Source organism: Pseudogracilibacillus sp. SO30301A, from assembly GCF_037072025.1.
Lineage (GTDB): Bacteria > Bacillota > Bacilli > Bacillales > Amphibacillaceae > Pseudogracilibacillus.
Window position 1 is genome coordinate 1 of sequence record NZ_JAXHDD010000055.1, and the last position, 26669, is coordinate 26669.

Here is a 26669-nt window from a genome sequence, read left to right on the forward strand (position 1 = left end):
GAACATTGTACTCTCCTTCGATTTTGGTGTCCAAGTGATTAAAGGGGCTTAAAAGGGGCGCTGATAATTCTGCCGTGAGTGAGCGCCGATATTTTTCGAAAATCGCCGATATAACACAGGAAGCGCCGTTATATTACTGTCCCCTGATATTATGTGAAAACCGCCGTATTTAAAATTAATTTTCGTACAAAATTTAGCACCATGTTCTCCTGTTTTCAAGCAGAATATAGTGCTTTTTTTACGTTCCATATTTAAATTCGAAACTGAGGGATTTTTTTATAAGTAGCAATTCTCCATACCCATTCCAATGGTCCATATCTAAAATGCCTGAGCCATAAATTACTAATGATTAGTTGTATAATAAAAATACCAAGTGAGACAAACAGTCCTAAAAACGGATTTACTTTTCCGTATAATCCAAACCCGTAATTGTAAAATATCATAGTTGCAATTACTGATTGCATAATATAGTTCGTAAATGCAGTACGGCCGACAGCAGCAAATGGCAGCAATATTTTCTTACCCCAAGAATATTTAAAGAGGAACACTGCAGAGATAATATAAAACAACATTAAAAACGGTGCGCCTAAAAGAAGAAGAGCTTCATTTTCGTATAAACCATAGGCTATGTTACTCGGTAAGCCTACAACCAAACAAATAATCCAAAGCTTTCTCAACGTTGATTTAAAATCGCTCGGTCGATGTAATATTTTTCTCTTGGCAAAATAAGCCCCAAGAAGGAACATCGTGAAATAAGGGATATTCACGTAAAAATACAAAATCGGATTTAATGAAGCCATCCCATTCATGGACATATAGTATATCCGATCACGAATCCGTTGTTCAGCAATTTCAAAAAATGTACCTTCACCATAATTTTGTAAGGCTTGCCTTGCATTTCGTTCACTTTCTTCTGCTATTTCTGCTTGATAATCCATCATTTCTGGGCTTTCTTGGACCGGAATGGCAGTCGCTAAAGCCATTGGTAGAGTAAATAAACTGTACAATACAATTGCCCATATGAGCAATGTTTTCGGACGACGTTTCCTAAAAAGAAATAAAACAAATCCAAGTAATGCATATTCAGTTAAAATATCACCATCCCAAATAAAAAAAGCATGAATAGTTCCAAAAAGGAGTAAAGCCAATAATCTCCTCAGATAAATCGGTCCAAATTTTTGCCCTTTCTCTTCCGCACGTTCCATCATGATAATCATCCCAAAACCAAAAAGAAAAGAAAACATAGTAATAAACTTCATTTGCACAAAGGTATCTAATAATATCACTGTTAGTTCATCTGCTTTACTAAAACCTTGTGTAAAAAAATTATCCGAACCTGTCAAAAGTAAATAAAGATCTGGATAGCTGAAATGAGCCATATTTACAAGTAGTATTCCTAATATTGCTATTCCCCTTATTACGTCTATTTGGTGTATTCTGTTACTTTCTTCAATAGGTTGTAAATTGTCGTTCAAAAGTGCTCCCTCCTTTCTGTATAAAATTATAAGCAGCAAAAATATTTCTTACAATCTAACTACCTTTCATCAATCTTACAAGAACCTTACATTTCTTAGATGAGCTAAAACGACTTTTTTAAAAATATAACTACTATCTCTACAGCAAAAAACCTAATCATTTAAATCTATAATGTTAGAGGTATTACTTGGTACCATTACTTACTGTATTCATATAATGCTTTTATTCATCAAACGGTAGAGCAAAATTTCTCTTTTTCGGATGTTTACATAATAACAGATGACTTTTAAGTGAGTTATCTTTTGTATACCAATGATCTTTGAAATAATTCTCTAAATCTTGAGGTGATTTAACACCTTCGTCCTTTAATCCGTTTAAAAGACGCTTCGTATACTCATCATTTAATTCAAACCCGTCAATCACAATCTTTTTCATTATTCGAACTCCTTTTGGTCCTTCTTTTCCTTAACTTCTTGATAAAGACGTTCATTAGCTTCCGCCAGTAATTCCGCAGTTCTGTCCCAATTTGCAGTACTCAATTCATTCATTTCTTCTTTTGTCAGTTTCAATGTGTAACCATAGGGAATAGTGTTACCATGAATTCCAATACGAGCCGCATTCTCTGCAACTTGGCTTGTTACTTCTTCAAAACGACTTCCTTTTAAGGCATTTTGGAAATAATCCCGAGCCTGATCACTTTTAAAAACTAAAATGAATTTATCTTGTAAAAAATTCGTTTGATGGCGAATATAATACTTTAATTTAGACATATAGAAACACCTCCGAACGTATTATAGCAAAATGATTTACTTCCTAACACTATTTGGGGTGACGTTTTTTATTTTCCGTTAGCATTTAATTCAAAGTAGCCATAATTAAATTTTCCTGAAGATTGTACTCGTGAAGGTATGGATGATATAGCTTTTGTTGTAGATTATGCAAATGAAAAAGAAATTAAATTAGGCTCCAATGCCACAGCAATTTTGGCAATGGCAAAATATATGGAAGTTACAAACTTAACTGAATACGTAGAGGTAGCACAAGCACTTGCAAGAGGCATCTTGCAAATGAAAATTCCTAGTGGTGGATTTATACACGTGTTAAGTTATCCAACATACGAAATAAAGGATATGCAACGAATTATTTATTATGAAGGTGAAGCGATCTTTTCCTTATTGCGTTTGTATGCAATTGATCAAAAAAGTCTTTGGTTGAATGAAGTAAAGCATACATTTGATTATTTTATAGCGAATAATTACTGGAAGAACCATGATCATTGGTTAAGTTATGCAACAAATGAGCTGACTATTTATGAACCAGAAGATAAATATTTTGAATTTGGTTTGAAAAACTGCAATGATAGATTGAATTTTATTTATCATCGTGAAACGACATACCAAACATTTTTGGAGTTGACGATGGCAGCATATATAATGATCGATAGAATAAAAGAATTGGATAAAAATTATTTATTGGAGCATATTGATGAAGAAATTTTAGCAAAAACAATTGACCATCGTGCAGAATACCAACGGGTTGGATTTTTCTATCCTGAAGTTGCCATGTACATGAAAGATCCTGCTTTGATACTAAATGGATTTTTCATTCGACACCACTCATTTCGTGTCAGAATCGATGATATTGAGCATTATTTATCCGGTTATTGTCAATATTATCATCATCGGAATACTAGATATAATAAATAGCTATTAAATGCAAATAAAGGCTTTGCGTCTGTTTTTTTACTTTCTGTATTTTTTTCCTTCCATAGCCAATACTATAACAAACATTAATATGGAGGGGTTCAATGATTCATTTGGACACAGATATAGAAGGTAAACAGATGTATTTCGGCCAAGCACAAAAAGACTTAAAAAAGTTTGGGCTATTTATCGGTGGAAATTGGGAGTATGATAGTGGTATGTTTGATGGCATCGTGCACCGCGATGACGGAGAAACAATATACATTCGTCTCCCCTTTCAAGTTATTGATGGTGAACTTGATCACAAAAATGCTTTGATAGAGTTTGAAAAGCCTTTTATTATCAAGCATGTTGTTAATATCGGATTAGATAAGGATGAAAATTCTTTATTAACTGTTACTGGATTTGCTCAATTTCAAGAACCAAAAGATAAAGATGGCTATATTCATAATAAAAGTAAATGGGAAGAATTCGGCGAAGAATTGGTAGGAGACATTTTAGATAAATTATGATCTATCTACCAAGTAATCATTCACATAAAAATCTCTCACACAAAGAGAGGTTTTTTTAATTATTTACTTGGGAAATTATTTTCTGATAAAAAGCATGTTTACGTAACCCCCTTATTCCTCATAAAGTAATAGGTCCAAATAAACTTTTAACTATTCCTAGTTGTTGGTAAACTTTAACAAAGTATTTCTTCAGAAAATGATGATTTAAGGAGATATACAGAATAATTTTTAAAAAGCATTATTTACCAGTCGAAAGTGTGGTTGGCTTAATAAACGATTCTAGAAGACTGCTCATTATTAGACGGCAACTATATTCGGAGACGAATCATGTGATAAGAGATTTTGCAGCATTAGAATATCCAAATGGTTTTGTCAATTCCAAAGAAAAATTTATTCTTTTTGATCGTAAAGATATTGAAGTTGTCTATCATTATGGTTACGTAGATGAAAAAGAGATGGAATTAGACAGATTATTGTATGAAACAGAGTATAAGGGTGATGAAGGAGTGAATATGGAATGATTGTAGCTAGCGCTGGCGGCGGTGGTGGAGGTAGTTATTTGAAGTATAATAAAAAGTTACCTGATACGATTGGAAAGGCGATCGGAGAGTTAGAAGAGATATTTCATCAAGTTTTCAAACAAATTTCATACTTCCAAGACAAATTGGACCACCAACGGGGTAAAGCAGCCTCCTCATTAAAAGGTAATTTAAAAAGCCATCTTGAGCTAATGAGTAAAAGTGCTCCTGTTCTATTAAATTTTGCAGATGTCATGAAAAGTTTCATGGCGATGATTGAATCAACAGATGAAGAAGGTTCTGGATTCATCACACCTACTGGTCGAGCGGAATGGCAATATTCATTATCGACAGAACGAATTGATGAGGAAATTAAATTAGATGCAAGTACAATGAAAGCGGCGGCACTTTCTTTTAAATCGAATATAGCAAATATGGATGAATTATTCACATCATTTAATCAGATGATCAACGAGGTAATTTCTGAAACAAAATTTCCTTGGGATGATTATACAAGCATTTGGGTAGAAGCACAAAAAATGGTGAAATCCATAATGGAAGAGACGAAAAATCATATTGAGAAACTAGTAAAAGAAGTGAAGGTTTTCGTTCAGGAAATGGTACGTCTTGATCATATGGCTAGCCAGTTGAACACAAAAATGAACACCGCCAAAAAACAGGTTACAGCAGCAGCTGGTCGGGACTATACAGATCAGTTTTTTGGAAGACTTGGGATCGGTACATCCAGAAAATACTATACTAACGATGGAGCAGTTTCAGTAAAAAGCCAGCACGCGGAATCATTAGGTGATTTAATAGATAACCGGCCATCTTATGATGTAAAAGGAGAAAGTATTAATAATCCAGCTCACTCCAATGAAATAACTGATGAAGATTTTATTGAATTAATTCGACAAGTAAACACCAATCAAAAAGAGTAGGAGTGACATAGAGATGAAAATAAACAAATCATTGATACTAGTATTAATGTGTGTATTACTACTTTTTGCTTGTGAAAATAATTCCGGAAAAGGTGGAACGCAAGTGACATATCGAATTGGTTTTCCAGAAGAAATTTCTCCAGCTTTAATGGAATTTTTAATTTCTTACTCAACGCCGATGTATACGGATCTGTTTAAAGATGGGGATAAGTATATTTATTCTAAATTTAATATTAAGAAAACCCCTGAAGAGATCGAGTATTATACTAATACGGAGGAACAGGCTATAAAATATTTCACTCCTTTGATTAATACCGATAATCCCAAAAATACATTTATAGATTTAACGAAAAAATTTGAAGCGGAAATGCTAAAAACAAAAGAAAATGAATTGGTTCATTTTTATCCAGAAGCCATCCTAGAAGACAATAATACAATTACCATTCAAACTATTGAAGGGGAAAAATCAATAAATTTAGTTGAAGAGCTCGCAGCATTTGACTTACAACAAACTGATGAACTTGTGGTTTCAATTCCAGCTGCAAATGAACAGTCTTTTTTTCTAAAAATAAATAACGCTCATGCGGAAGAAGTTAATCAATATATTTACGTGTACATGAATCAAGATTTTACAAATTATACAGCAGTAAGTGGTAACATTGAACTTTTTAATGAAAGTATTAATAAAGGAAAATTAGATAGTTTTAAAGAGCTAGTTTTTGAAACTGAACTAAACGACCAGTACACAGTATTAACAGATCGGAATCGCGTGGTTGATAAAAAAAATAAGATCATTCACAGATTGAATGGGGAAACAGGCTTTCCAAGTCAAGATGGTAAATATATAATACTTCAAGGGAAAGATGAACCACTTGCAGAGGGGGTTCATCGTATTCAAAGAACGGAAGATTACCTCGAAGAAAATGAACAGTATTACGCTGAATTTGAATTAAATTATGAGGAAATCTCTAATGAACTCGATTTCAAATCGGTTGGAATAGGACTTGCGGACATCGTATATTTTAATGAAGACTTTGTTATATTATATTTAAACTTTAAAGCTGCGATTACGGGTACAGCTGGCTCCACTAATGTCATTGTCGATTTTCAGGAGGATAGAGAGAATCCGACAATTTATTTGGTTGATTTAGGGTTGCATTAATGTTTGCTAAGTAGGAGTGACTATTATGATAAGGAAAAATATAATATATTCCATTGTAATTTTATGTGCTCTTCTACTTTTTGCATGTGGAAAATATAAAAATAATGTAACACAAGTGACATATCATATTGGATTCCCTACAGAAAACAGTCCAGCATTATCCGAGTTTTTGCGAAGCTATATTTTAGGATATGAATCTATCCTCCTATTCGAAGGAGAAAACACGTTTATTTACTCTGATAGAAATATGAATCCGAATAATAATAAGTTAACTTATTTTCAACATACTTCCTCGCAGTTAAATGAATATTATGATCCAATTTTTTTCAAAAGATCATCCCGAAAAAATTCTTCATGAATTATTTGATCAAAAAAAAGCTAAACTCCATCACGAAATTGACCATGAAGAACAGAAACTATTACCCGATGTAACATTGGAAAAGGGAAACGTATTACAAATAAAAATGGATCAGAAAAAAGCTAGTTTTTCTATACCTGAAAACTTGGGGGAAAATATATCGGATGAACTGATATTGAATATTGAAAGTACGAATGAATTGGGATTTATGTTAAATTTAGAAAATGATAACACGGGAGAAATTTATTATTTCTTTGCTTTAAACGATTTATCTGAAATGGATATCTTCCGTGATACAGAACTTACTGACGTAATTGAGCAAGGGCAGATAAAACCTTATTACCCTCTATTAAGAAAAATAAATGAGTCATTAAGCGTTATAGATTATAAGATAATGGACACGGATACTCACGAACTATTTAAAGTTGAAAGTGAACATTCTTTCAGTAAAGATTTTAAATACATCTACTTAAATGGCAGGGATAACCCATTAGAGGAGGGTGTCCAGAGAGTTCAAAGAATAGAAGATTACCTTGAAGGAAACGATCAGTATTATGCTGAGTTCAAATTAGATTTTGAAGAAATCTCAGATGAACTCGATTTTAAATCAGTTGGCATTGGATCTGCAAACACCGTATACTTTAACGAAGATCTTATTGTGATACATCTAGAATTTGATGCCGCAATAACTGGAACCGCAGGCTCTACTAACGTTATTATTGATTTACAAGAGAATAAAGATAAACCAATTTTTTATTTAGTTAATTTAGTGATTATTGCTTAAAAAAAAGTATGTTATCACATTACTAATTACAATTCGTTTTATGGAGTTTTTATTATGAAAAGATATTTATTTCTCGTATTCACTTGTGTACTGTTGCTCCTTGCATGTGGAAAAAGAAATGAGCCAACCCAATTTGTCTATGAAACTAATTTTCCAGATCATTCACCTAGATTAAAGAAATTTATAAAAGACTATATTTCATCAGATGTAGCATACCATTTAGCTACAAAGGATCAAGTAAATGTGTATGCAAAGAAAAATCTTGGAAGTCAACAAAAAACAATTGAATATGTTCAGTTCAGTGACGAGCAATTAAAACAATTTTATGAACATATACTTGACGCTGAAAGTCCAAAAACAGAATTTGTAAATCTAAGAGAATCCAAAGAAGCTTTATTCCAAACTGTTGATGATACAGATGCTTATCATTTACCCAAGATCAATTTGGAAGAAGGAAATATATTTAACATTAAAACATCAATAAGTGAGAAGAGTTTTAAACTATCAGATCTTTTAAAAGAATATGATGTTGGTGTAAATGACAAAGTAATATTTAATGTTGTCGCAGTAGATAACGATAGTTTCCAGATTGATGTACAAGTAAAAAGGAAAGAAGATTCCTCGAAAATCAATACGTCAGTTTTTATGACACATGATTTACAAAATACATTTGTTTCACAGACGTATACAGGTGAATTTCCTAACAATATTGTAAAAGGTAATTTAAATCTATACGAAAATTTATTTGTAAAGTTAGACTCTGAAGGTAGATATATAAAAGCGGCTAATAGTTTTGGAATCGCCGATACAGTAGAAAATGAATTAAAGTCAATAAATGAACAAGATTATCTAAGTGAAGATAATCAATATGTGTATTTAGGCGGGAATGCAGACCCGTTATCCGAAGGGAAGCAATGTATTCAAAATATTGAAGATTATTTAGCTGGAAATGAAGAATATACCGCTGAATTTGATCTGAATTTAAAGCAAATTTCAGACGCACTTGAATTGAATTCTGTCAATGATGTTTCAATTGGTAAAGTAAAGTACTTTAATGAAGACTTTGTTATAGTATACTTAAACTTTAAAGCTGCGATTGCGGGTACAGCTGGCTCCACTAATGTCATTATAGATTTTCAGGAAGATTGGGAGAATCCGACGATCTATTTGGTTGATTTGGGGTTGCATTAGAGTTTGGTGACTGGAAGTGACTTTTGTGATAAGGAAAAATATACTTTTTACACTTGCAATGATGATGTTTACCTCGACTTTTTACTTGTATACCTACTATTTATGTGTGAAAAAGTAATAGTCAATCCATTGAGTCTATAAAACTGATTTCCTAAACTTATACTGCATTAATCGTTGAATATGATGATAACTTTTTCCTATTTTATTAGTTACTCATGGTACTTTATTCTCTTTTCATAGCAATAATAATGGAATAACATGTAGAGAAAGGAGGGATTGAATGAGAAGGAAAATATTCTACTCTATGATTCTTACTTGTTTTTTTTCACTTGTATTTTTCTCTGTTCCTTCTCTAAGTGCTAATAGTGGACAAGCTTATGAGGTTGGTACGGACAATTTAAATGTTAGACTCAAACCGGACCATGATGCTGAGGTTATTGGAAAGTTGGATTCCGGTGATCAGCTCATTGGTTTTCAGGAAAAGCACGGTTGGGTTCAAACCTATTATGATGGTAAAGTGGGTTGGGTAGCATCACAGTTTTTGATAGAGAGTCAACAAGATAATAAACAGAATGAAAAAACAAACGGTAATGCTAAGCTAACTATCGATGATGAATCTGTTCGATTAAGAGCTGGTCCAAGCACAGACTATCCTATTATTGGTCATACATCTCAAGGCGATGAATATAAAGTGATCGAAAAGGATGGAGATTGGTTTAACATATTATTGGACGATGGTTCGGATGCATGGGTGGCAGCTTGGTTAACAACCGAGGGAACCAAATCAACTAAATCAACGTCTTCAAAAAGTAGCAAAAATACATCTAACGATACAAAAGCCTCCCTTGTCGGGTATAATATTATGCTAGATCCTGGCCACGGCGGAAAAGATCCTGGCGCTTTTGGCATAAATGGAGTGAAAGAAAAGAATCTTACATTAGCAGTAGCCAAGTCCATCGCCCAAAAACTAAAAAATGAAGGAGCAACCGTCCTGATGACTAGATCGGACGACTCTTATGTATCTCTTGAAGATCGTGTTAAAATTAGTCAATCCTACTGGACGGATGCATTCATTAGTATTCATTATAATGCCTTTCCTTTACATACGAGTAACGGAATAAGTACGCATTACTATTCGGATGGAGCAGATTATCATCTGGCACGGAATATCCAAACCGCGCTAAATAAGCATACAAACCTTAACAATCGAGGCGTTCAACACGACGATTTCTATGTCTTACGAGAAAACGAGGATGTATCTGTGCTTGTTGAATTAGGTTTTATTACAAATTCAAATGATAAAACTATCATTCAAGGAGAAAATCACTCAGAAGCTGTTGCAAATGCCATTACAGAAGGACTAATCAATTATTTTAAAGATTAGTAATAGAGGATGTTCAAAAAGTCCGGTAAAAATGACACAGCGAATTTCGCACGAATGCTTGTTTCTCCGCTACTCATGTATCTAAATGCATACATTCCGCTGCTCGAAACTGCGCCGCCTCGAACTTCTTGGTCCTTTTTATCCTTTTTGAACACGCACTACTATCATCCTTACATTATTTACAAGGGTTAGCCCTTTCCAATGTTTACATAAAGTTAATTGGAAAGGGCTGTTTTCATCGTTGACTTGTCTGAAAATTTAAATTATAATTGTCCTAAACTTATAGTACATATTATTGAGGGAGGAATACTATTTGATTGAAAATCCGTTTTATTCGTATGAAAATCATGGTCCATTCGAGTTTTATAGTTTAGGTGATTTTAAATTAGAGGACGGAGGAGTTATCCCTAATTGTAAGTTGGCCTTCAATACTTTTGGGGAATTAAACGAAACAAAAGATAATGTGATTGTTATTCCGACATGGTTTTCCGGGACAAGTAAAGATTACGAAGCATACATTGGTAGCGATAGAGCCTTGAATCCGGATAAATATTTTATAATTGTCATTAATCAAATTGGTAATGGTATATCGAGTTCTCCTCATAACAGTCCGGATCCGATTTCAATGAGTAATTTTCCAAATGTCAGGATTGCGGATGATGTCCGTGCGCAACATCAATTAATTACAGAACATCTTGGGATAAATAAGATTGCACTTGTCGTTGGCGCTTCCATGGGGGCACAACAAACTTATGAGTGGGCGGTAAGATATCCTCATATAGTTAAACGTGCTGCACCGATTGCTGGTACTGCAAAAAATACACCTCACGACTTTTTATTTACGGAAACATTATTGGAAGCAATAACATCAGATCCAGGATGGAATGGTGGAAATTATAGATCACACACGGAAGTGGCTGATGGTTTAAAACGACATGCAAATATTTGGGCGGTAATGGGGTTAAGTACGGAATTTTATAAACAGGAAAAGTGGCGGCTCTTCGGCGTTGAATCATTAGATGAATTTACAAACGGATTTCTTCAACCTCTTTTTCAAAGCATGGATCCTAATAACTTAATTTCAATGGGGTGGAAATGGCAGCGCGGTGATGTAAGCAGAATAACCGATGGTAATTTAGAGAAAGCGTTAGAAAGAATTAAAGCGAAAGTATTTGTTATGCCAATCGATGAAGATATGTTCTTCCCACCTAGAGACTGTGAAGCGGAACAAAAGCTAATCCCAAACAGTGAGCTCAGAGTAATTAATAGTATATGTGGACATTTTGCCTTATTTGGTGGAGAAGGTGAATACTATCATAACCAAATCGATACACACCTTCATGAATTGTTAGAAAGCTAAAATAGTAGAACAGTCCCCTTCTAGAGGATGTTCAAAAAGTCCGGTAAAAATAACACTGCGAAGGGGGATCTTCCATTAAAACCGCCCACGTCCTGTGGGCAACGTAGAAATCACCACATACTGTAGAAGTTCGTTGGCTTGCTTCTCCGCTCCTTGAAAAAGGAAAGCACTTTTTCTGCGTGCTAGAAGCGTTTCCTTGGAAAAGAAGATCACTTTTCCTGCGTGCCAGATCTTTGCTCTTGTATCTAAATACAGCAGGGGATCTTCCGTTAAAACCGCCCACATCCTGTAGGCAACACGGAAGTCATCACATCCTGTGAAAGTCCGCTGCTCGAAGCTTCGCCGCCTCGAACTTCCGACGCACAGGACGTGCAAGTATCGGCGTTTCGACAAATCTTTACGGTGGGACGAACTAAGCGTGAGTCCCAGGACGTCAGCGCTTTTAGCCGACTTGGTTCTTTTTATCCTCCTTTTTGAACACACATTTCTAGAGAGGGGGACTTATTTTAATCTAGATTACGGATAATGCAAAATTTTAGCATCACATAGCATTTAACTTATCCAGTGTCTCAACATAAAGCACTTGAAGAAACTTTTTAATATTAATTTTTACTCCACTTGTTTTTGAAACCTCACTTTTCAATTCATTCATTTTTAAACGAACATCCTGGAAGTCAAATAGCAATGATGCATAATGTTCAAACTTTGGATTGGTGTAATCAGTTAATCCAAGCGAGGCCAAATTGGTTAAAGCGGTCATCACTGAGCGTCGGATGCGTTGTTCGATTGCTTTTACTTCACGCTTTAGTTCTGATTCACCTATTAGACTATTATGATGAATGGCAATCATTTCATAAAGATCCTTTAATGGAGGGAGGTTGTTAAACGTGTAATTTTTTTTAACAAGGATTTCCATAGCTGTTATGATATCATTACTTCCACTTTCACCAATTATTCCAATAGACATCAGTATATTTTGTACAATACTAGTAACGGAATGATTTGTATTAGTGGGTGGATTAGAAGCAGGGGTTGGGACAATATCTAAATGTGATAATGATTTTTTAATTGTATAAAGAGACTGATTTAACTTTAACTTTACTTCCACATTTTCGATTACAGCTGTCACTTCGGCACGATTTATTGGTTTATGAATAAAAAACTCAATTCCATTTTTATAGGCTTCTGCAACCATATCTTTGTTATCAATTTGAGATATCATAATAAAGTTTCCTTTATAACCTAACTTTTTCAGCTCCATTATTAAATTAATTCCATCAATTCCAGGCATTAATAAATCAATTAAAACAACTTGTGGATTTGTTTCCAAAATATCCTCAATCGCATCTTCTCCCCCTGGACTCGTCGTGACAATTTCACCTAAGTTACTTTCTTCAATAATACTTTCTAACATCCTGCGACATACAGGATCATCATCGATAATTCCGTAATTAACCATATTATAGCTCCTCATTATTAACCAAGTTTGCTGGTAGCATGACAGTAATTGAAGTTTCATCAAGATCTATATCAGTTGTTATTTTCCCGTTGAAAAATTCGCAAATATTTTTGACATGGGACAATCCAATCCCTGTTGCCGCCGTACCCTTATCGTTATACTTTGTTGTAAAACCGGATTCAAATATGAGTGGAATGTCTTTTTCTTTTATCCCTTCCCCATTATCCGTAACTGTAAAATAAATATAATTTCCTTTTTCTAATACTCTAATTGCAATCTTTCCCTTTTGTTCTATCGCTTCCACAGCATTTGCAGTTAAATTATTTAAAATTGAAATAATCGGATAGTAATGGCTCGTCTTAAATTCAATCAACTGCTCTTTCATAATAATAATATCTTTTTTTAACCATTGACTATAATTAATATTTCCCTGAATGACATGACGCAAAATATTTGATAAATCCATTTCTGGCAATGAATTGACATCATATAGTTCATTTAATCCAGCTCGGATTCGTTGAGTATCTTTTTTTATTTCATGTACTTGCTGGGCAATCTCTAATGCTTGCTTATCGTAAATTAACTGATCGTCTTTTATTTTACGATATAATTGATAACTTGATGCTGTAATTTTTTCGATCGTATCCATCATTTTACTTAAGTAAAAGTTTTCGTTATATAAATTTGAGCCAAATTGAAGCATTTGATCTAATCGTCTTTCTTGTTCTTTATGCAATTCTTTTAATTGAACAAGCCTTATATTCGCAAATATACCGATCAAAAAGTAGACTCGAATAATAGCAACAAAAAAAGTGATAAGTAAATTTGTAAATGATATTGGCGCAATGCCTGTTAACACATATCTACTTAGTATTTCTACCATATTTGACCCTACATCTAACAGTACTACAATTGCACCCAAGTAAAATAAATTTTTTTGAAATACCTTTGCACTTATTTTACTCATACCAAAAGCAAATACAATATAATAAGCCATCGCTGGTATATGCATGTTCAAAACGGTGTAAAAGGCACTCAGATCAGAAAGATTTATCAAATTTAATAATGTTCGAAAACTGACAACGACAACACCTGTGATGATTCCTGTTTTTATATAGGGAACTTGCCGAAAAATTAGTAGTAAGAAAAAAAACATGCTACTTCCTAATCCAAATCGAAATTCCCAGCCGAATGGAACAATTTTTAACTCACCAGCTAATGCCGTCGCAATAGCGATAAATGCTATCTGGAAACTAACATGCCGCCACATCTCCTCAAAATCTCCTATCCCACATATACTCTATATATTATTATAATCGATTCGTCTCCATTTAGTAAAACCGGGTTCATTTTCCCCTTAATATAAAAAAATAAGTAGTTTTGAAACTGAATTCAAAAACTACCTATTTTTACTACAAGAAATATTCTCCCACCTATTATTTAGGCAGCTTTTTCTAAGGTTCTAAAGTATTCTTGCTGTTTTGTGGTATCGAATCGTCCTTCCCACTTGGACATGACAACTGTTGCTAATGCATTACCAACTACGTTAACAACCGTACGAGCCATATCAAGTAATCTATCAACCCCCGCTATAAATGCAAGCCCTTCAAGTGGGATTCCAACTGTCCCTAACGTTGCAAGAAGTACTACAAATGACACACCTGGTACCCCAGCAATTCCATTTGATGTAACCATTAATACCAATACTAATGTAATTTGTTCATAAATACTTAAATCAATACCATACATTTGCGCAATAAAAATTGCAGCTATCGCTTGATATAATGTCGAACCATCTAAATTAAAAGAATAACCGGTAGGGACTACAAATGAAACGACATCCTTTGGACAACCGAATTTCTCCATCTTCTCCATTATTTTCGGTAGTACCGTTTCTGAACTAGATGTCGAATATGCTAAAATCAGTTCATCTTTTAACACTTTAATAATATGAAAAATATTTACTCCAACTATTTTTGCAATAGTTCCTAATACTACAACGATGAAGAAAATCATTACTGCATAAACTAAAATCATCAACTTCCCTAGGGGAACTAATGACTCTAAACCAAATTTGGAAACCGTTACACCAATTAAACCAAAAACACCGAATGGCGCAAATCTCATAATGAGGTTAGTTACCCAGAACATAACATCCGCTGTACCTTGGAAAAAGGCTAAAACAGGTTTTCCTTTTTCACCTATTGCAGCAACACCTAAACCGAATAAAACTGAAAAGAAAATAATTGGCAACATATTACCTTCAGCCATTGACTCAATAATATTACTCGGTACAATACCGACAATAATATCGATCACACCATTATCCTGTACTTCTTTCGTTGTCTCGACATATTGATCAATATTACTTTTTGAAAGGGATGAAAGATCTAACCCTTCACCCGGTTTAAAAATATTTGCAGCTGCTAAGCCAACAAAAATAGCAATCATCGATACAACTTGAAAGTATATCATCGATTTGCCACCTAGTTTACCTAATTGTTTTATATCACCAGTCCCAGCAACTCCAACGATTAAAGTAGATACGATAATTGGAACAACAATCATCTTAATCATATTTAAAAATATTGTACCAAGCGGTTGTAAATATGTTTCTACAGCCGGATTTCCATAAAAGATTGCTCCAACAATTACCCCAAGAACCAATCCAACTAATATTTGGTAGGCTAATGGAAATTTAAACTTTTTCTTCATCCTACAAGTCACCTCTAAATCTATTGAAAACGTCTTCTTTTTAAAATTCTAAAGGCAACTTATCCAATCCGACACCATCCGACATATAAAATTGATTTTTAATTGAAAAAAATTATAAAAGAAAATCACGACGTTAAAAAATAATACTTCGCCTAGCCGTATAAAACCCTTTCGGCAGGACAGCATAAGTATTGTAGGACATTTTGACTTTAGTCAGTGAGCAGTACTTTCTTATTTACAAAAAAATCCACTTCTCATTAAAATAAAAATAACGAGAAGTGGATTTATTAACAATTACACAATTGTTTTTGCAATCTTTACGTAATTTAAAGTAAAATTATAATTCCAAGTTGATTTCTAAAGATAAATAATAAGATAAGTTAAATATTCAATCTCTTTCTTTCGCTTTCTGCGTATCTCTAATATTCTTCTGAACTGTTATTGCAGCAAATATACTTAGTGCAAAAGCCATGCCATAGAATCCTTTTTCACTTAGGACGATACTACCTGCATTGTATAAACCGATTCCCATCAATAAAATACAGATAAGAAGTGCAATCCAACTAATACCATAATAAATATTAGTAACTGGTATTCCTTCGTCTCTATCTCTAACTGCTTTTTGCAAAGACACCGCTGAATAAAGTCCGAATACTAAAATTGCAAAATAATATCCCTTTTCGTTTAGCTCCATTGCGGCATTAAATAAACCTATGAGATAAGCCCCAACACCCAACATCAACGCTGCCCAAGAAGCACCTATAAAAGCTGGAGTTGGCGCTCCCTCTTTTCTTTCCGTTTTAATTTTTTGTTCTTTTTCTTTTTTCTTATCAAGTAAAACATCGTGCTCATTTGACATTTAATCCTCACCCCAACATCCTTATTTCGAGACCTTTTAACATTGCGAATACATCATCGTACCTTTGTCATTGCCCAAAGTGAATAAGTATAACATTGCTTGTTAACAGTTTTATATTAATAATTTTACTTGAGTTAACCTCTGATGGCAATGGTCTTTTAGATTCATATCAAGCGTTTTCTTCTCTATTTCCACCCGAAAGTACGTGATCGATTTATGGAAAGAGGAAATGAAAATATAATTTTAAACAAACGTAATTTTATGGAAAACTTAACCATTAAAATAACGCTATATTTCATGAAGGCAAAAATAAATAATGTTTTTTAAATTGGTTGTAATTAAATATTAAACTCCGTTTGTTACTATTGACATAACATCTGAGAAGGAGCTAGCCAACATGAAATTTAAAGCATTAATTTGTATCATTTTTAAAAAGCATAAATATAGTTACTTTACAGGCGCATGTGTTAGATGCGGTAAAACAAGAAAAACATTTTAAAGCAAAACGTTTCTTCTGCATCATTAAAAATATCTCTTATTCACCGTATTCAATCAGCTTACAAATAATAGATAAGGAAACAGAGCAAACTTCAATTTCAATAGGTTGCTTACTTCGTCTTGAAGCGTATGGATTTAATAGTTTCCTTGGCTTTCCTTTGTTAAAAGCAAAATATTATATTAAATTGTATTGTAAGTGATATATTTAATAAGTAGTATGCAAGTCATGAAAGGATTCGAATAGATAATGAAAAGTAATTTTTGGCATGATTTACCCCGACCTTTTTTCATTCTGGCACCAATGGAAGATGTTACCAACGTTGTATTTCGTCATGTAGTTAGTGCAGCAGGAAAACCGGATGTATTTTTTACCGAGTTTACGAACACAGATAGTTTTTGTCATCCTGAAGGCATTGCTAATGTGAGAGGACGTTTGACTTTTACAGAAGATGAACAACCTATTGTTGCACATATTTGGGGAAAGAATCCGAACCATTTTCGGACAATGAGTATTGAATTGGCTAAATTAGGGTTTAAAGGCATCGACATAAACATGGGTTGTCCAGTTCATAATGTAGCATCTCAAGGTAAAGGAAGCGGCCTAATCCGTTACCCACAATCGGCTGCGCAAATAATTCAGGCAGCCAAAGCAGGTGGATTACCTGTAAGTGTGAAAACGAGACTAGGATATACGTATGTTGATGAATGGAAAGAATGGTTGACTCATGTTCTAGAACAAGACATCGTAAACTTGTCTATTCATTTACGAACAAAAAAAGAAATGAGTAATGTGGATGCACATTGGGAACTAATTCCAAAAATCAAGGAACTTCGAGATCAGATAGCTCCGCAAACTCTTTTAACGATTAACGGAGATATACCTGATTGGCAAACAGGAATGAAACTCGTTGAACAGCATGGTGTAGATGGAATTATGATTGGGAGAGGAATCTTTAAAAACCCATTTGCTTTTGAAAAGGAACCTAAAATTCATAGCAGTGATGAATTACTTAACTTATTAAGACTTCATCTTGACCTACATGATAAATACTCAAAAGATCTAGACGTTCGACCATTTAAAACTCTGCGCCGCTTCTTTAAAATATATGTAAAGGAATTTAAAGGCGCAAGCGAATTAAGAAATCAGTTGATGACCACAGAATCTACAGATGAAGTGCGTGCCATCCTTTCTAAAATTGATAGTTAACATGAGCGGCAAGGAAATAAACAATACTCCTTAAATGGTGGCATTTTCCACCCATTTCATTTTAAGATCCGTGGCTTAAACCACGGATCTTATTACTTGTCTTAAATAAACAAAGTAATTCTTTGACTCACCTATGTACTTCTTTCTTTAACTTTACTTGCGCCTTCGTCCATAATTTTTGTCATTTTAAGTTTAAAACTTGCTGATTGTTTGATTCGTATTGAGACTTGTCACTATGATATGCCGTCCACTGTTCATCTTTCCTCTTATTCATTTACATTTTCGATTAGTAATGGATCAAGCATTTCATACCCTTTATCTTGTAATCCAGTGACGATGTCAGAGAGAGCATCGTTTGTCCAATCACGATCATGCATTAACAATATTGCTCCCTCACCTAACAACGGGCTATCCACCATGATGTCTGTGAGCGCATCGGCCTCTTGGTATTCCTTATCCCAATCATAGCCATACATCCAATTCATAAGAAGCATTCCCTCTTCTTCGGCTAGTTTCTTACTATAATCCGTATTTTTTCCGAATGGGGCACGGAAAAATTTAGGTTTTTCACCGATAATTTCTTCAACTAATCTATTAACTTCTGAAATTTCCTCTTTTTGTTCTTCTTCGCTTATTGTCGTGAGATCGGTATGGGTCATCGTATGGTTTCCAATTGGAAAACCAAGTTCATTGATCTCTTGCAGCTGTTTTCGGCCTTCTTCATCTTGGAGAAAATGTCCATTGACGAAAAAGATGGCGGGAGCATCTAGTCCTTTCAACGTTTTCGCCATTTCAACTGCATGTTTGTCAGGTGCATCATCAATTGTTAATAATACAACTTTCTCATTTGCATCATTCGTCGGTGTAACAAACCACTCTGGAGTCACTTTATAAACAGCCTCTTTCGCTTCCGTATCCTTCTTCTCATCAACATCCGTATCAACATCATTTTCTTCTTCATCTATATCTTTTTCCACTTCCGTTGAATCACTTGCTGTTTCATTTTTCTTTGTTCCATCATTGGAAGTACTCTCATTGGATGTTGCTCCGCATGCACTTAACAAAATAAAAAGTGAACAAAACAGAATTAAGTGAAAACGAGATGACTCTTTAAAACGCATTTATTCTCCTCCTTTTTCTGTTTCATTCTCTTTTTCAATTGTATCGCTCGCTTTTTCATTGGCCTCTTTTTGTTCCATCTCGTTTTCTTCTTTTTCTTTTTGCTCTATCTCTTTTTGCAATTCCTTATCTGCTTTTTTCACCTTTTTAACTACCTCTTCATCTAATTCAGGAGTATAATCTACATTCTCTGTATAATTGTTTGCAGCGTTCCAAAGCAGAAATTCATCAATGCCCGCTTCATTCAATGCACGTATTTGTGCCTCTAGCTCTTCTTTACCGTATGTTTTATAATTTCCTTCTCCCAGCCAGGATGCTGTAAAATCTTGTATCCACGGTCGCGAAATTGGTGGTGTATCCATTTGGAGAAATTTCTCCTTTTCTTTAACTGCATAATTGTGGATTAATTGATATGGATCTAAATCCGGTTTGGTCACATCTAAATTACCATCTCCCCAATGAGAAGGGTAAATCATAGAAGATAAAACATCAATTTTTTCACCGATCGTAACGATGTCTTGCCCAATTCCGCCGGCACTCGGAACTGTCACTGTATACCCAAATACATCGACAGAAATATCTACATCATAGGGCTCTAATTCTTCTTTAGCATGGGTAACAAAATCAGTTACTGCTTGGACTCGGGCTTTTTCTTGATTTTCTATATTTTCATAATCTCCTTTATCATAATCAAGGTTATCTGCTTTGTTTTCGAACCCTTCAGGAAAACGAACATAGTCAAATTGAATTTCCGCGAAACCCATTTCGGCCGCTTCTTTGGCGATGGTCAGATTATGTTCCCACACATCTTTTTGGAAAGGATTGACAAATGCTTCATCCCTACCATTGCGCCATACTTCCTTTCCATTCTTAAAGGAGAATTCAGGTTTTTCATCCGCTAATACGGAATCTTTAAAAACCACAATCCGAGCAATTGGATATATATTATGTTCTTTAAGTACTTTTAACATTTTTTTTGGATCTTTTATGTATGGTTTACCAAACGAAGCTAACGGAGACTTTTTATCTGGTTCATAGGTAATATTGCCAAAATCATCTTTTATATCAATGACCATTGCATTTAAATCTGTGTTTTCAATTAATGCTATTAAACTATTAAGTTTCTCCTCCCCGGCTGAATGACCAGTAACATACAGACCCCGGACACTTTCAGGTTTCTCGAAATTAAATTCTTTCTCTTGTTCATTTGCATTTTCTTCAGCCAAATTGTTTGTGGCATTTTCACTCGATATTTCTTTCTGTTGGACTCCCTTAGATACAGTTGCTTCTCTTTTCTCTTCATTATCATTACTTGTTGACTGATCCGAAGCACAAGCAACGAGGATAAAGCTAGCAAAGCTGCATAGTAGTATTATTGAATAGATTTTTTTCAACATTATCCTCCTTTACGCATCATACTATGCAATAGATTCCCTTTCATATGTCGAATAAAGCTATAAAACAACTTTTCTTCTATACTAGTATCGAAGATTTGTAGAAAAATGTCAAAGGATGTATTTAACTTAGTATAACGATCTTGCGTTCCCAAAAAAGTAGCGGTTACCTTCGATTTGCCTTTCCATTACAGACAAAGTTAGATTTTTTGTCCATCGTAAGAATCTTCTTTTCTTTTCCAAACAGATATATCCGGCATCTTCCAACCATTTGAATGATTCATTTTCCCAGCGGATTAACTTATAGTCATACCTTTTCGCCTATTTTGTAAACTCTTTCTGCCTCAAGATCTCCTTAGAATCTGCTGCATCTAACATCATATGATAGATTTTTCCCTCAAGACTTTCTTCATTACTTTATCAAGAAAAAGAATAGAAGCATAATATTTTTTTCAGAAAATACCAATCCGCTCTGTTTTTATTTTAATTATATTTTCATTTTACCACTTTAATAAAAAGGCTGATAACAAATTTTTAAAATTACTCGCTCCCATTTTATAAAGCAGATAATAGGTAAATATAAAGTTGTCCTTATAGTGCGTGTTCAAAAAGGATAAAAAGAACCAAGAAGTTCGAGGCGGCAGTTTCGAGCAGCGTAATGTATGCATTTAGATACATGAGCAAAGATCTGGCACGCAGAAAAAGTGCTTTCCTTTTTCAAGGAGCGGAGAAACAAGCCAATGAAGAAATTCGCAGTGTCATTTTTACCGGACTTTTTGAACATCTTCTTATATGGAAAGTCCCGATAATAGTCTCTGCGAAACTTTCTTCGGAACTTCTTTTGTTTTTTCTCCCTCTCCCTCAGCTTACCAATTATTTCTAATAGTTTAATTGTCTAATCAAGCGGTACCACTGCAATAATTACACATTGGATGATATTTCTTTAAATGAAAACTTTCTCTTAAATTCCTGTTCTTTTTCATAGTCACTTTTCTCTAAAGCCTTTTCTTTTAACTACTTTAAAAGGTTGATTTATTTGATCATTTGTTGTAAATTCCATCGTCAAATTTTACCTCCCCCGGAAAGCCAATGCCTCATTTTTTTAGTTTCCTTATTTTGACAACATCCTATCTTGATTCAATTTAAGTTGCAATTTGAGCCTTTGCTTTCTCTACTCTTTCTCCTAAGCATTATGAATTTGTTGTACATAATAATCGTCCAAAATAGAATAATAATGATAAATACGATTACTAAAACAATTGGCAACATACATATCCCCCCAACTATTTCATCTAATTTAGTAAAGCTAGTTTCATTTCTTGTTTCCTTGGACTTTTGGAACTATCAAAAGGCAGAGCACTGTGGCTTTTGCCAAGCTTTTATGAGAGGCTTGGTTGGACTTATATGGTTAAAGTGAATGTTGCTATCAGAATGAAGATTGAAATTGGTTGAGGGGTATTATTTTGTTGCTAAAGATGATTGTTAAATTAAGTAATAATAGTGGTATCCCTACTACACATAAAGCATGTTCCCCACCAGATAGATATACGACTATACCACATCATAAAGTACTTCATAACAGGCAAATATAAAACAAACAATTCTGTAATAGTTTGCATCTTATTATTTGATTTGTTTTCTAGCATAAAAGGTTGGACATTCCTATTTAAAAATAGATATTATAGAAGAGTATTAATTTTTAAGGAGGCTAAACTTGAGGAAGTTAATTATAACGTTATTGGCAGTTATATTTGTGATGGTGCTTTCTGCATGTGGCACAAATAATGATACCGATGACAGTGAAAATGATGAAAAGGAACTTGATCTAGATAAGATTTTCGGTATTGAACCGGGCTCTGGTACAATGAACATGGCGGAAGAGGCAGTAAAAGAATATAATCTGGATATGGAATTAATCCCTAGTTCAGAACCAGCCATGATTACAGAACTAGAGGAAGCAATTAAAGAAGAAAGGCCTATTGTTGTTACCCTATGGCAACCACATTGGACGTTTGATGAATATGACTTGAAAATTTTGGACGATCCAAAAAAGATAATTGGTGTAGAACAAAAAATACATACGATCGTTCGTAAAGGGCTAAAAGAAGAACACCCTTCAGCATATCAATTTTTGGAAAATTTTCATTGGGAAGTAGAAGACATGAATGCAGTGATGGCTATGTTCGGCCAAGATAAAAATGTTGAACCCCGCGATGCTGCTAAGATATGGATTGAAGATAATAGAGAAAAGGCTGATGCCTGGATGGAAGGTATCGAACCAGTTGAGAATGAGTCTATTGAATTGGCATACATTGAATGGGATACAGAGCTCTCCTCTACAAATGTCGTGACACTTTTGCTTGAGGAATTAGGTTATAATGTCAAGTTAACACCGCTTGATATGGGCATTACATTTGAATCAATAGCCCGAGGAGAAATCGATGGAACACTAATTGCATGGCTTCCTGGTGGTGCCTCAACATATATGGAACAATATGGGGATGATGTTGAGGATTTAGGACCAAACTTGGAGGGTGCCAGACAAGGTTTTGTTGTACCAGCATATATGGATATCGACAGTATGGAGGACTTACCTGTTAAATAATCATACTAATGTAAAATAGAAAATCTATATAGTTAAATGAATTTTATAATTGCCAAAAACAGCTATATCCCTACAATATGCAGTTAAGAAAATTCTTACAAAACTGTGTGTTGTAGGATGTAGCAAAACGTGCGTATTACGAAATTCATCAACATGTTGAAATGATTAGGTAAAAACAGGTGATACATTCAATGTATCTCTGTTTTTTTAGTTAGACTCTTTATAAACATTCGTTATTTAATTCCTCAAACTAGTTAAATTCTTCGTATTCGTTTGGATGCCGGCTCTCACTCTTCCGGGTTCGCCTAATTTATTTTTTTATGTTCTGATATATAGATAACATACTTAGATTATTCGGTAAGATCATCGACGAATGATGTTACCCACTATTTTTACTATTAAAGTGATAGTGAGAAGTGAAAAAAGCTCAACTATAGCCTCGAGGATCTTGAATCTGATCAAAAAACTGGGTTTTTTCACTTTCATTTTTGAATCAGGTTTGAAGATGTTAGGACGATAGAGCCCATGTATCTGAATTCCCGGATTGTGTAACGAGAAACTTCGAAACCCCGCGTAAATACCGAAAGTTACATCGTTACAAATATATAAACTGTAACGATGGATTATGAACAAATTTAAGTCAAGACCTTGATATTACAGCATTTTCAAATTACCTCGTTATAAATTTCGGGAACCTAGGATGTATAGGAAATTGGAATCGAAGTCAATGAGTGAAGAACGTTCAAACAATGAAAGAATAAAAAAATGGGAATAATAATGGCTATAGATGCCTTCATAAACAGTGCTATTTGCCTAGTTATATCCTCGCTTTAATGTGATAAGATAAGTAGCACAAAGACTTATTTAAATATGAAGGGAGAGAGTCGATGAAGGCTCGTTATTTTTTATTTCTAGCGATAATGAGTATTCTATTCGTAGCAAGTTGTTCTCAAACAGAAAAAGAAACTACAGCTAATGGGACGGATAATAAAGAAGAGATAGAAGAAATAGATAAAGAAGAAGAGATTGAAATAGCTGATAAGACAGCTACCTCTTCCGAAGAAGCTAAAGACAATTATCGTTCCGACCTTGGTAATTTGGAAATTTGGATTGGCGGCGAAGTAATTGTTGAAAAAGATCAAGTTGTGATTGAGGGAGAAAGTAATCTTCTACCCGGCTCTCGTATAGCCTCAAGTGGGGTAAGTGACGGTCGGGCATCGATTGATTATCAAGATAGTGCAGAAGTAGAAGAAGATGGCTCATTTCACTTTGAGTTTCCAGGGCGTAAATCAGATATTGAAGTGACTTTAAGTCTCATGACTGGCAGTGACCTCGTTGCCGATCATTATGGCGAGAATTTAGAAAATGCAACAGGAAATCAAGTGTACAAAACAGATACTGAAGGAATATATAAAGCTTCTTATACATTCGATATTGACACGAGAAAGCCAATGCCATATACAATTGAGTTGGAAACACCCGACTGGAGCGATGTACCAGATGATTATGGCGATACAAATGTCTGGATGGAAGTCGAGACTACGACGAAACATAACTATTTATATTTCGAAGGGAAAAGCAATTTACTAGAAGGTTCATTTATAACTGGTAATATAACAGATCCTAACGATCTCCCAAGATCTGCCTGGTCATCTAGTAATACGGAAGTGAATCCCGATGGCTCATTTCAACTTCAGATCCACTATTGGGATATAAGAGAAGGAATGCAAATGCATTTTGAATTCGACCCTGATAATAATTCTTGGGATAGTATTTTAGATACATATGGAGAAGAAGGGGAAAACTTGGAAGGTGACCTTGTAAAGACGAAAGATAATGGTGGAAAATACATTAAACTTTCAGTAGATCTTGCAGAACCAGAAATTGACGCACCGGAAAATGTTGACTTAACCTTAGAAGAAGAAGAAATAAAAATGCAAGTGCCCGATGATTTGCTGTTTGATTTTGATGAAAGTAAGTTAAAACCAGAAGCAAAAGATACTCTTGATAAGATCATTGAGAAGCTAAGTGAACTATCAACCGATGTAGACATTCAAATTAACGGACATACAGATAGCACTGGTGAAGCAGATTATAACATGAATCTATCCGAAGAACGCGCACATGCTGTGGCCGATTATATGAAGGAAAATAGCGACTTAGATCCAAAAAAAATGGAAATTCAAGGTTTTGGCGATACAGAACCAATCGCTTCGAATGAGAATGAGGAAGAAAGAGAGAAAAATCGACGGGTGGAGATTGTGATTAACCCGAAGTAAGTTTGATCATAACATAATAATAGACCGCACATGCTGGATACATGGACGGTCGAGCGTGTAACAGCCCTTCAAGGGGGCAACTCGCAAACAAATTGGAAATAACTACTCTATTTGCTCGTTAGGCTCAAAGGGTGGTTATTTTTTTCAGACAATACAGAAACATTCGTTTCTATTTTAAAAGAAAATAAAAACGAGGTTTGCACTCAGACAAACCTCGTTTTTATTAATACTATTAATTGGACTTACATCATTCCCGGCATTCCGCATATTTGGCATGCTACCTCCATTTTCCTCAGGAATATCTGCTACAACTGCCTTAGTCGTTAAGAAAGCAACTGCACACATGCTGCATGTTATAAAGCAGAACGAGTAACTTTAGTTGGGTCAACGATACCTGCGTCAACCATGTTTTCCCAATAGCCTTTAGCAGCGTCAAATCCGATGCCTACTCCTCACCTTTTAGTCGTTCAACAACGATTGAACCTTCAAGGCATTCGTTTTCAGCGATTGACGACCTGGTTCTTCTAACGCAAGTAGTACGATCTAGTGTCAACCACTAAACAGTTTGTGTTATCAATATTACTTTCATTTTCAATTTTAGAGTTAAAATCTGCATACTTAAAACCAGGTTGATTGTTTACTGCCGCTCGAAACGACTCTCTAATTCGTATATTTTTTGTTCCAGTTCTAGTTGTTTATGTTCGATAAAGTTCGTTTTTCTACTTACGTGGTCACGATTGTTGTCTAGTTTTTCAGTATTTTGTATGACTAGCTTTTCAAGGATTGTAAATCGTTCATTTACTTCTTTACGAAACTCGTACATTTCTCCCTGGAATTCAGTCATTTCTCCCTGGAATTCAGTCATTTCTCCCTGGAATTTTATCGTTTCTTCCTGGAATTTTGACATATCACTCCGAAATTCATACATTTCCTCTTGAAATTTCGTCATTTCTACCCGAAATTCCTTTTGTTCTTTCTGCATAGCTTGTAACATTTCTAAGACTTTGTCCATTACTTGATAGCCCCCTATTCAACGTTACTCATTCCATTATAACAGAAAAGTACCTTCTTTCCATAAACAAAATATTAAAACGAGGTCTGCCATTATGACAAACCTCGTTTACTTTATTCTTATTAGGTTAGAT

General features: G+C 34.5%; 22 protein-coding genes and 1 pseudogene. 12 read left to right on the top strand and 11 right to left on the bottom strand.

The features are described 5' to 3' along the window. Positions 1-251: 251 nt before the first annotated feature. From SPD89_RS18370 to SPD89_RS18380, 3 genes are all read right to left on the bottom strand, one after another. On the bottom strand, positions 252-1475 hold the full coding sequence (locus SPD89_RS18370; RefSeq protein ID WP_336263406.1) for a DUF418 domain-containing protein: 1224 nt from the start codon (positions 1473-1475) through the stop codon (positions 252-254). 223 nt (positions 1476-1698) lie between these two features. Continuing rightward, positions 1699-1911, bottom strand: coding sequence for a hypothetical protein (locus SPD89_RS18375; protein ID WP_336263407.1), 213 nt, complete (start codon positions 1909-1911; stop codon positions 1699-1701). Further along, on the bottom strand, positions 1911-2246 hold the full coding sequence (locus tag SPD89_RS18380) for a hypothetical protein (RefSeq protein WP_336263408.1): 336 nt from the start codon (positions 2244-2246) through the stop codon (positions 1911-1913). Before SPD89_RS18380 ends, SPD89_RS18375 begins: the two co-directional genes overlap by 1 nt. Before the next feature lie 138 nt (positions 2247-2384). On the opposite strand from SPD89_RS18380, the gene SPD89_RS18385 reads away from it, so the two are divergent. The 9 genes from SPD89_RS18385 to SPD89_RS18425 all read left to right on the top strand — a co-directional run bounded on the left by SPD89_RS18385 (position 2385) and on the right by SPD89_RS18425 (position 11389). Beyond that, complete coding sequence (locus SPD89_RS18385) at positions 2385-3182, top strand: hypothetical protein (RefSeq protein ID WP_336263409.1); 798 nt, start codon at positions 2385-2387, stop codon at positions 3180-3182. 101 nt (positions 3183-3283) lie between these two features. Next, the gene (locus SPD89_RS18390) at positions 3284-3691 is read left to right on the top strand and encodes a YugN family protein (protein WP_336263410.1); all 408 of its coding nucleotides are present in this window, start codon (positions 3284-3286) and stop codon (positions 3689-3691) included. 224 nt (positions 3692-3915) lie between these two features. After that, positions 3916-4212, top strand: a complete 297-nt coding sequence (locus tag SPD89_RS18395; RefSeq protein ID WP_336263427.1) for a DUF4176 domain-containing protein — start codon at positions 3916-3918, stop codon at positions 4210-4212. Next, the gene (locus SPD89_RS18400) at positions 4209-5150 is read left to right on the top strand and encodes a hypothetical protein (protein ID WP_336263411.1); all 942 of its coding nucleotides are present in this window, start codon (positions 4209-4211) and stop codon (positions 5148-5150) included. The genes SPD89_RS18395 and SPD89_RS18400 overlap by 4 nt, the downstream gene beginning before the upstream one ends. A 13-nt stretch (positions 5151-5163) precedes the next feature. Further along, complete coding sequence (locus tag SPD89_RS18405) at positions 5164-6312, top strand: hypothetical protein (RefSeq protein WP_336263412.1); 1149 nt, start codon at positions 5164-5166, stop codon at positions 6310-6312. 311 nt (positions 6313-6623) lie between these two features. Continuing rightward, complete coding sequence (locus SPD89_RS18410; protein ID WP_336263413.1) at positions 6624-7454, top strand: hypothetical protein; 831 nt, start codon at positions 6624-6626, stop codon at positions 7452-7454. A gap of 54 nt (positions 7455-7508) precedes the next feature. Then, positions 7509-8645 (top strand): hypothetical protein, encoded by a 1137-nt coding sequence (locus SPD89_RS18415; RefSeq protein ID WP_336263414.1) that lies wholly within the window; start codon positions 7509-7511, stop codon positions 8643-8645. 280 nt (positions 8646-8925) lie between these two features. Continuing rightward, entirely contained in the window at positions 8926-10029 is a 1104-nt protein-coding gene (locus SPD89_RS18420) for an N-acetylmuramoyl-L-alanine amidase (RefSeq protein ID WP_336263415.1), read from the top strand. 313 nt (positions 10030-10342) lie between these two features. Then, positions 10343-11389 carry an alpha/beta fold hydrolase gene (locus SPD89_RS18425; protein WP_336263416.1) on the top strand — a complete coding sequence of 349 codons (1047 nt, stop codon included), beginning with the start codon at positions 10343-10345 and terminating at the stop codon, positions 11387-11389. Positions 11390-11930: 541 nt separating this feature from the next. Here SPD89_RS18425 and SPD89_RS18430 read toward each other — a convergent pair. The 4 genes from SPD89_RS18430 to yiaA all read right to left on the bottom strand — a co-directional run bounded on the left by SPD89_RS18430 (position 11931) and on the right by yiaA (position 16422). Beyond that, positions 11931-12848, bottom strand: a complete 918-nt coding sequence (locus SPD89_RS18430; RefSeq protein ID WP_336263417.1) for a response regulator — start codon at positions 12846-12848, stop codon at positions 11931-11933. A gap of 1 nt (position 12849) precedes the next feature. Beyond that, complete coding sequence (locus SPD89_RS18435) at positions 12850-14118, bottom strand: ATP-binding protein (protein WP_336263418.1); 1269 nt, start codon at positions 14116-14118, stop codon at positions 12850-12852. 170 nt (positions 14119-14288) lie between these two features. Next, positions 14289-15563: a cation:dicarboxylate symporter family transporter gene (locus SPD89_RS18440; protein ID WP_336263419.1), complete on the bottom strand. Its 1275-nt coding sequence runs from the start codon at positions 15561-15563 to the stop codon at positions 14289-14291. A 388-nt stretch (positions 15564-15951) separates the two neighbouring features. After that, entirely contained in the window at positions 15952-16422 is a 471-nt protein-coding gene (gene yiaA, locus SPD89_RS18445) for an inner membrane protein YiaA (protein ID WP_336263420.1), read from the bottom strand. Between the two features lie 745 nt (positions 16423-17167). On the opposite strand from yiaA, the gene SPD89_RS18450 reads away from it, so the two are divergent. Next, positions 17168-18127: a tRNA dihydrouridine synthase gene (locus SPD89_RS18450; RefSeq protein WP_336263421.1), complete on the top strand. Its 960-nt coding sequence runs from the start codon at positions 17168-17170 to the stop codon at positions 18125-18127. A gap of 266 nt (positions 18128-18393) precedes the next feature. Here the strand turns inward: SPD89_RS18450 and SPD89_RS18455 are convergent, their stop codons facing one another. Both SPD89_RS18455 and SPD89_RS18460 read right to left on the bottom strand, forming a co-directional pair. Then, positions 18394-19248, bottom strand: a complete 855-nt coding sequence (locus SPD89_RS18455; RefSeq protein WP_336263422.1) for a polysaccharide deacetylase family protein — start codon at positions 19246-19248, stop codon at positions 18394-18396. Then, positions 19249-20640, bottom strand: coding sequence for a putative glycoside hydrolase (locus tag SPD89_RS18460; RefSeq protein ID WP_442961200.1), 1392 nt, complete (start codon positions 20638-20640; stop codon positions 19249-19251). 1714 nt (positions 20641-22354) lie between these two features. On the opposite strand from SPD89_RS18460, the gene SPD89_RS18465 reads away from it, so the two are divergent. Continuing rightward, positions 22355-23245 carry a glycine betaine ABC transporter substrate-binding protein gene (locus SPD89_RS18465; RefSeq protein ID WP_336263424.1) on the top strand — a complete coding sequence of 297 codons (891 nt, stop codon included), beginning with the start codon at positions 22355-22357 and terminating at the stop codon, positions 23243-23245. Positions 23246-24132: 887 nt separating this feature from the next. Further along, positions 24133-25524 carry an OmpA family protein gene (locus SPD89_RS18470; protein WP_336263425.1) on the top strand — a complete coding sequence of 464 codons (1392 nt, stop codon included), beginning with the start codon at positions 24133-24135 and terminating at the stop codon, positions 25522-25524. A 242-nt stretch (positions 25525-25766) separates the two neighbouring features. On the opposite strand, the pseudogene groEL reads toward SPD89_RS18470, so the two are convergent. Both groEL and SPD89_RS18480 read right to left on the bottom strand, forming a co-directional pair. Continuing rightward, positions 25767-26067 (bottom strand): annotated as a pseudogene (gene groEL, locus SPD89_RS18475) (chaperonin GroEL); the annotation flags it as partial. A 94-nt stretch (positions 26068-26161) separates the two neighbouring features. Then, positions 26162-26536, bottom strand: coding sequence for a hypothetical protein (locus tag SPD89_RS18480; protein WP_336263426.1), 375 nt, complete (start codon positions 26534-26536; stop codon positions 26162-26164). Positions 26537-26669: the final 133 nt, after the last annotated feature.